Annotated in this window: 7 protein-coding genes; 4 read left to right on the plus strand and 3 right to left on the minus strand. The window is 48.2% G+C overall.

The genetic code is table 11. The annotated features are described in order from the left end of the window. Window positions 1-359: 359 nt before the first annotated feature. Together HVE01_RS19525 and HVE01_RS19530 are read left to right on the plus strand one after the other, a co-directional pair. Complete coding sequence (locus tag HVE01_RS19525) at window positions 360-1,895, plus strand: class I SAM-dependent methyltransferase (protein ID WP_146945459.1); 1,536 nt, start codon at window positions 360-362, stop codon at window positions 1,893-1,895. Between the two features lie 127 nt (window positions 1,896-2,022). After that, complete coding sequence (locus tag HVE01_RS19530) at window positions 2,023-3,366, plus strand: deoxyguanosinetriphosphate triphosphohydrolase (RefSeq protein WP_125744721.1); 1,344 nt, start codon at window positions 2,023-2,025, stop codon at window positions 3,364-3,366. 4 nt (window positions 3,367-3,370) lie between these two features. Here the strand turns inward: HVE01_RS19530 and HVE01_RS19535 are convergent, their stop codons facing one another. From HVE01_RS19535 to HVE01_RS19545, 3 genes are read right to left on the minus strand one after another with little or no spacing between them, the layout of a single operon-like run. Beyond that, window positions 3,371-4,279, minus strand: coding sequence for a nuclease-related domain-containing protein (locus tag HVE01_RS19535; RefSeq protein ID WP_146945460.1), 909 nt, complete (start codon window positions 4,277-4,279; stop codon window positions 3,371-3,373). A 58-nt stretch (window positions 4,280-4,337) separates the two neighbouring features. Beyond that, complete coding sequence (locus HVE01_RS19540; protein WP_146945461.1) at window positions 4,338-4,712, minus strand: translation initiation factor Sui1; 375 nt, start codon at window positions 4,710-4,712, stop codon at window positions 4,338-4,340. 2 nt (window positions 4,713-4,714) lie between these two features. Then, window positions 4,715-5,413 carry an HAD family hydrolase gene (locus tag HVE01_RS19545; RefSeq protein WP_146945462.1) on the minus strand — a complete coding sequence of 233 codons (699 nt, stop codon included), beginning with the start codon at window positions 5,411-5,413 and terminating at the stop codon, window positions 4,715-4,717. Between the two features lie 249 nt (window positions 5,414-5,662). Here HVE01_RS19545 and HVE01_RS19550 point away from each other — a divergent pair, with 249 nt between their 5' ends. Next, the gene (locus tag HVE01_RS19550; RefSeq protein WP_146945463.1) at window positions 5,663-5,986 is read left to right on the plus strand and encodes a hypothetical protein; all 324 of its coding nucleotides are present in this window, start codon (window positions 5,663-5,665) and stop codon (window positions 5,984-5,986) included. 835 nt (window positions 5,987-6,821) lie between these two features. Continuing rightward, window positions 6,822-7,559: DUF4214 domain-containing protein (locus HVE01_RS19555; RefSeq protein WP_146945464.1), on the plus strand; the 738-nt coding region annotated here is incomplete at its 3' end.

Below are 7,559 nucleotides of genomic sequence, written 5' to 3' on the forward strand. Positions count from 1 at the left end.
CGCGGAAGAAAATCAAGGGGCTTTCGTATGGCTGACACTAAGATATTTATGAAAAAACCTCATTTCCGAAGGAACTGAGGTTTTTGTGTTAAAAGAAGGGATAGTTACTGGTTTAGATAAGCAGCTGACGAATACGTAACAATATTTAAAATTTGTCGCTGTCTCTTCAGTAGACCTAGTAGATCAAATACTTCACTATCAAGATTCTAACAACAGCGTTTGTGTCAGGGTCTATGTCATCGAGTATGAGGTCAGAGGTAGCAGAACAATATGCGTATTGCTATCTGTTTCTCAGGCTCTGGTGATAGGTGGCTTTGCTTATAAATTGAATGATACGCCATTGCTTGGGGGCAGGTGTTATGTCGGATTGGACGTCTGGGTACATAGCGGATATTAGTTATACTTATGGATATTACGCTGAACTGAATCCTCTGCGGATTGCGCTAGGATTTATCAACGCCGGTATTCGGCCGCCAAACGTTATTAACGCCTGTGAACTGGGATTTGGTCAGGGCATCAGCACTAATATTCATGCGGCTGCTTCACAAATCAATTGGTACGGAACAGACTTCAATCCCCATCAAGCAGCCTTTGCGCAGGAGTTATCATCTATTAGCGGTGCTAATGCAAAGCTGCACGATGATGCATTTGATGAATTTTGCCAGCGTGATGACTTACCTGAATTCGACTATATCGGCCTTCACGGCATATGGAGTTGGATTTCGGATGAAAACCGCGCAGTGATCGTCGATTTTATTCGCCGTAAGTTAAAGGTGGGAGGTGTGCTGTACATTAGCTACAACACACAACCAGGATGGGCAGCCATGGTGCCTATGCGTGACCTGTTAGCCGAACATGCGGACCTTATGAGTGCTCAGGGGGCGGGCACTCTTTCGAGAATTGAAGACGCGATCACGTTTGCCGAGCAGCTGATGGCGGTGAATCCAGAGTACTGTAATGCTAACCCCCAGATTAAGAATCGCTTAGCGAAAATTAAACAAGATAATAAAAATTACATAGCTCATGAATACTTTAACCGCGATTGGGAACCGATGGCGTTTGCTAAAATGGCACGCTGGCTTGAGCCTGCAAAGATGGATTGGGCTTGCAGTGCGCGATATGCAGATGCCATTGAAAGTATTCAGTTAACCAATGAGCAACAGGCCTTAATTAGCAACCTTCCTAACCCGCTGTTTCGTCAGTCGGTGCGTGATTTTTGTGAGAACCGTCAATTTCGAGCCGATTACTGGGTAAAAGGGGCGCGCCGTTTAAGTGCGCTTGATAAAGATGAAATGCTAGATGGCCTTCGCGTGATTATGGGAGTGCCACGTAAAGATGTGCAGCTTAAAATCGCAGGGCGGCTGGGTAGCTTTGACTTACCTAGCAATATTTATACGCCGCTGCTAGACGCGCTTTCATCCTACCAACCGGTATTTGTATCCGAACTTTGGCAGGTGGCAAAAGAGCATGGAGTGGGACGTCCGGCATTGAACAGTGCAATTGCCATACTTGCATCGAAGGGTGTTATTTTGCCTGCCCAGTCCGACGATGATATTTCTGAAGTAGCGGCCAAGACTGGTCGACTAAATCGTTTTTTAATGAGCCAGTCAAGAAGTACAACAGAGTTGAGTTATCTCGCAAGCCCTGTGACAGGAGGTGGTATCGCCGTTTCGCTGTTCCATCAGTTTTTCCTGCTTGCCACGTTAGAGGGCGGTGATGACGCTAAAACGTTAGCTGCTTTTGCGTGGCGTATTTTGGCGTCTCAAAACAAATGCCTGCTGAAAGAGGGCAAACCAGTTTCAGATGAGAGTGAGAATTTGGCTGAGCTTGAGCGTCAGGCTGGTGATTTTATAGATACACGATTACCTCTCTTCCGAGCGTTAAAAATTATCTGATCAGCGGAGCATGTCACGTTCATAAAACATGCGTGTAGCGAAGGCCATGCTGCACGCATGTCTCGAAGTGGAAGACGGTTATCTTGCTTAGATTTATGTCAAAATGTTGCTCTCACGGAGGAACGCTATGACACAGATGCAATGGGACCAGTTGTTATCCCCTCAACGTCTTCATGATAAACGCCCTGGCGGTGTGCGTGAAGCAACCCACGAAATCGGGCGAAGCCCTTTTCATAAAGATCATGATCGTATCGTTTTCTCGGGCTCCTTTCGGCGTTTGGGTCGGAAAACGCAAGTTCATCCACTGACTGAAAATGATCATATCCATACACGCTTGACCCATTCACTGGAAGTCGGTTGCGTTGGTCGCTCGCTAGGCATGATTGTGGGCGAGTTACTAAGGGATCGTCTACCTAGCTGGATAACACCCGCTGACTTAGGAGTGATCGTCCAGACAGCGTGCCTAGGACATGATATTGGCAACCCCCCTTTTGGCCATGCCGGTGAATATGCAATTCGTGATTGGTTTCGGCGTGCCCAACAAAGTGGCTTGCTAGATGGCTTGTCTGATGCAGAGCGTGATGACTTACTGACATACGAAGGCAATGCCCAAGGCTTCCGGGTTATTACCCAAATTGAGTACAACCAGTTTAATGGTGGCATGCGATTATCAGCCGCTACGTTAGGTACTCTGCTTAAATATCCCTGGACAGTACGCTACAGCGGGCGAGCTGGAAAATTCGGTTGTTACCAGTCTGAACAGGCGCTGTTAAAAGAAGTGGCTGAGGCTGTCGGGCTTCTTCCCCAAGGAGATCAGCGCTGGTGTCGCCACCCGCTTGCCTGGCTTGTCGAAGCGGCTGATGATATCTGCTATGCCCTGCTTGATTTAGAAGATGGCTTAGAAATGGGGATTCTTCGCTATGAGGAGGTGGTCGAGATACTGCGTCAGATCGCGGGCGAGTTCCCTCCCGAATATGCTGAGATGGAGAGGCGGAAAGTCTCTCAGCGGCGTCGAATTGCCTTACTGCGTGGCGCTGCTATGGAGCGTGCGGTGAATGATGTGGGGGCGGTTTTTGTGCAACATGAGCAAGCGTTGCTCAGCGGAACGTTAGGTCAGGATTTATTGGAGCTATGTCATCCTGACTTGGGGTGGGGCGTTCAAGCGGCAAAGCAGTTAGCGCGTGAGCGCATTTTTCAAAATGAGCGCAAAGCCAAACTTGAAATTGGTGCCTATACGACGCTGGGAATTTTATTGGAGGCATTTATTGGTGCTGCTAACGAACTGCACCACACAGGGCATAGCTCATTCAAGCACCAGCGAGTGCTGGCGTTGATTGGTGAAAATACCCCATTGCCGTCCTGGACGCTCTACGATAGCTATCGGCGCATGCTGGATTTTATTGGTGGAATGACCGATCACTATGCTGTCGACCTCGCGCAAGAAATGGGTGGGCGCTTGCGCGGTAATTAACCTTCTATACGGAGGGTTGACGCAGGTGTTTGAGCTCCATCAGGCGTGCACGCTCAATGAGTAGATGAATCACTTTATCGTGAATGGCATCGCTCATCTGGCCAGGGGTGAGCTCGGTTAGTTGACGTGATAGCTGCTCACCGCTAACGACTAATATATCGGGGGCAGCTTCGCTGGTATCAACGTCCCAACCCGGCAAAACCAATACACCTTGTACCGGCACAGGAACACCGCAACGACGCTCAAGCCATTGCGTCAGCCAACTAACACCTTGACGTGTTTTATGCAGAGGGCGGCGTTCTTGCCAGTGAGGAAAACGTAGCCGCTCACGCTCAACCGCTACGCTATTAAGCTCCTTACCATTGCTGCCAATCGCTAATGCTCTTGCACGTGTTTCTACCACGAAAACGCCATGTGGTGTGACAACGACATGGTCAATAGTAAAGCTATCGGTGGGGACGTCGTGAAACACATAATAAGGGTGGGCTTCTGGCCTCACCATGCGTTCAAGTTCTTGGCCAACGGCTAATTCACAAGCTAAACCGAGCTTAAGACGGCGAATGCGCTGATAATCGCGCACAAGTAACAGTGAAAAAGCCAGCACTAACAACGTGCTAAGTAAGCCATATAATGCCCACTCCAACCAGTCTTGCTTCTCCACAAACAGCATGCGGCCCATGCCATACACCAGCGGGGCAAGGCTAATAATGGGACCGAGCGCACCGTTTAAAAACAGGCTAGAAAAAGCTTGGTCAAGGCGATGCCGCAGAGCTTGACCGGGTTCACGCAAGGGAGCATTAAAGGGAGACTGAACGCGTGAATCGTGAAGACTACGCAGCGCCAAGACAATTCCACCCATGGCCGCCATGGGAAACAGAAAAATGAGTGGTAGCAGGTATTCTAACCAATTCATTGCAGTGCCTTGCCCTTTAGTGCTTTGCCTCAAGACAGAGCGCTATCACAGAAGTGTGTCAACCACCTGCTAATTTAACTTGGTAGCCTAATGATATTAATGCTTGCTGTAGCGTTTCCCGGTGATCGCCCTGAATTTCGATAATGCCATCTTTTACAGCACCACCGGTTCCACAGCGTTTCTTCAATGTCTTAGCAAGCGTTTTCAACTCCGCATTGGAAAGCGGTATGCCGCTAATCGTGGTGACTCCTTTTCCCTTGCGACCACTGGTTTCACGTCGGATCCGTACAATTCCGTCTAAATTAGCGATGCGCGCTTGCTCGCTGGTATCTGCGCAGCGGCATTGGTCGATAGACTCGCGACAGCTTGGGCAAGTCTTGCCTTGTTCTGTTGAATACACAAGGCCGCCGAGCTGATCACGTAATGAAGCCATACTTATTTCTCTATTGAATGTTGAGGCACTGGTATCTGCCACTTTTCATGGGTAAGGCGCTCAACGACGGCAGGTAGCTGATACATGTTACTGATCATAATAGCGCCTTCAGGTGTCGTTTCAGCGTCTGGGTAACGATTCAAATGAATGACGGTCATGCCAGCTTGTAGAGCTGCCCTTACGCCAACGAGTGCGTCGTCGATGGCAATACAATCGCTTGCTGAAAAACCCATGATACTAGCTGCATGAAGGTGAAGACAGGGCTCTGGTTTCCAGCAGTTAGCGGTATAACCGCTGAACAGACGCTTCCCAAAGTAGCTGGCTAGGCCGGTTGTTTGTAAAGCAGTATGAATTTTGCTTTCTGGGCCATTAGATACAACCGCACTCGGGTAATTACTCAGTACTTCAAGGGATTCATGGACGCCAGGAATTGCCTTTAGCTCGCTTGATAAACGATTAGCTAAGTTGTTCCGCATCGCCTGCTCCATGCGAGCTAATTGAGCTTCATCGACACTACCGTAACGTTGCTGTAACTCTGCCACAATTCGTCGAAAACGGGCACCTCGAAACTCTCCGAGATAATCGGTGGATTTAAAGGGTAAGCCTACCGAATTTAGACCGATAGCCATTTCTTCCGCTAGAAGTGGCTCGCTATCAACGAGGGTGCCATCACAGTCAAACAGCAAAAGTGGAAGCGGCATTGTCATTCCTTGCAACGTCTCTCGCGCTGCCCGTGTTAGTTTAAGCCGACCATACTGCTATTGAACGAGATTTTTAGCTCTTTGTGAACACTGTTTGATAATTTTTTACAGGTTTATATTAAGCAACCCAAGGAAAGGCCTGAGCGATAGCCTCATTGCTGGTGGCATGAAGGGCTTTTTGAAGCAACAGCACTGATGCGTCGCCATGTTTAGACTAAGCTTTGATAACCACAAAAAAGGAGAACTTCGATGCGATTTACTCTTTGGGTGTTTTCAATTGCTTTTTGTACATCCCTACTGGTGGCAGGACAAGCGCAAGCCGAAACGTCAGATTCAGATAATACGCAGCATGACGCATTAGACGATGCGGCATTAGAAGAGAAATATGGCATCAAGGCAGGAGCCGTTCAGCGAGAGGAACCCATTTCCAACGACGCTGAGGAAACCAGCGGCGATGAAAGTAACCATAGTGGTAATGAAGAAGATACACAGGGAGGCACGGGAGGTACTGGGAGTGCCGAGGATGCAATCGAAAGTGGTGAGGATGAACAGAGCAACAGCGATAATGAGTAATGCTTTTAACGTGTTGAACGTCGCGAATTAGCACTACTACGGCCCTCTAGTATTAGTAAGCCTCTTATTAACTATTGCGCTTGCCCATACGGCGTTAAAAACCGCCTCATGCGCGAGTCCGATCAAAATGCTCATTTACAGCCCGTAAACTCGAACGCTTCTATTCACAAAAGGGGAACTGATGATCACACAGCTGTGTAACAGAGTTAAATCTCATCGGCTAACGGTTGCGGCAACGATGCAGATGTTCATAGACGCCTAAAGTTATGAGCTTCGGTTAACTGGGATTGATGAGTTTAAGCAGCGAGCCATCAAGGCGTTAATTAAGCTTGAAGCCTAGGACGGGTCCCGAGTTCGACTTTCTGATCGGGCTTACAGCAACGCCTTGAAAAGCAACGAATAGATGAAGTTGCACAGCTGAGCTCTTCGAGACGAATGCGTTAAATTTTACGTTTACCACACAAGCCTAAAGCGCGATGAAGTCACGCATTAGGCTTGTCTTCCCCAGTGTTTTGCCTTGACGTCACTTCTCAATTCGTTAAACGATATCTTCATACTCCTTATCAGTCAGCCAAGATGTTACGCCTATGGGCACACTGAGATCAGCTTTCAAGGTACTGGCGAGTACTAACGCGAAATAGTTAAGAACAGGCTGATAAAAATCATATTTATCAATATTTTATCGAAATCATTTAAATATAATGAGGAGTGTTAGCACCCTTTAAGTAGCAGAAGCTGTGTATTGCCTATTGTTATCGGATGCACTAAGTGGCAAATTTAAATTAGAAAATTCCTGTAAAAGGCCTCAAAGCCGCGCCAATCAAAAGGAAAGGTCATGTCCGTGCATACCGATATTCAAACGCTTTACCTTACTGTCTATAACCGCCCAGCCGATTGGAAAGGGCTACTTTATTGGACGGAACAGCTTGAGGCGAAGGGGCTTGAGGCGGTCAACCAAGCTTTCACACAAGTCCCTGAGTTTGATGAGCTCTATGCTGGACAGAGCCCTGAACAGCAAGTAAACACGCTTTATCAGCATTTATTGGGTCGTGATGCTGAGGCTGGAGGGCGTGATTACTGGGCGGCAAAACTGGATGAGGGCATAAGTCTCGCCGAAGTAGCAAGATTCATTGCTGATGCAGCTGAAGGGGAGGATGCCACTGCATTCGAATCACGTCTTGATAACGCCCAGGATCACACCTACGGCGAGATCATTGATACCCTGTATGTTGGCTATTACGGACGCACCGCAGATAAAGAGGGTAAAGCGTACTGGTTGGAGGCGATGAAGTCCGCAGAAGGTGACCTTGACCCTATTATTGAAGCTTTTGGTAATTCTGATGAGTACGTTGAACAGTACGGCGGCATTGATACCGAGTCGCAGCTCGATGCTCTGTATAACAAGCTTTTCAGCCGTGAGCCGGATCCAGAAGGTGCCTCTTACTGGGCCGAGCAACTTAATAGTGGTGCTTTAACACTTTCATCGCTGGCATTTACCTTGGCACAGGCTGCTGCGGCCGACGATACAAAAGCGCTTGAGAACAATATTCAAGCTGCAAATAGTCCGGAACTC

Source organism: Vreelandella venusta (assembly GCF_007989605.1).
Classification (GTDB): Bacteria; Pseudomonadota; Gammaproteobacteria; order Pseudomonadales; family Halomonadaceae; genus Vreelandella; species Vreelandella venusta.

Coding starts and splice junctions, on each gene's coding strand:
- HVE01_RS19525 (WP_146945459.1), top strand. CDS start 360: ATGTCGGATTGGACGTCTGGGTACATAGCGGATATTAGTTATACTTAT.
- HVE01_RS19530 (WP_125744721.1), top strand. CDS start 2,023: ATGACACAGATGCAATGGGACCAGTTGTTATCCCCTCAACGTCTTCAT.
- HVE01_RS19535 (WP_146945460.1), bottom strand. CDS start 4,279: ATGAATTGGTTAGAATACCTGCTACCACTCATTTTTCTGTTTCCCATG.
- HVE01_RS19540 (WP_146945461.1), bottom strand. CDS start 4,712: ATGGCTTCATTACGTGATCAGCTCGGCGGCCTTGTGTATTCAACAGAA.
- HVE01_RS19545 (WP_146945462.1), bottom strand. CDS start 5,413: ATGCCGCTTCCACTTTTGCTGTTTGACTGTGATGGCACCCTCGTTGAT.
- HVE01_RS19550 (WP_146945463.1), top strand. CDS start 5,663: ATGCGATTTACTCTTTGGGTGTTTTCAATTGCTTTTTGTACATCCCTA.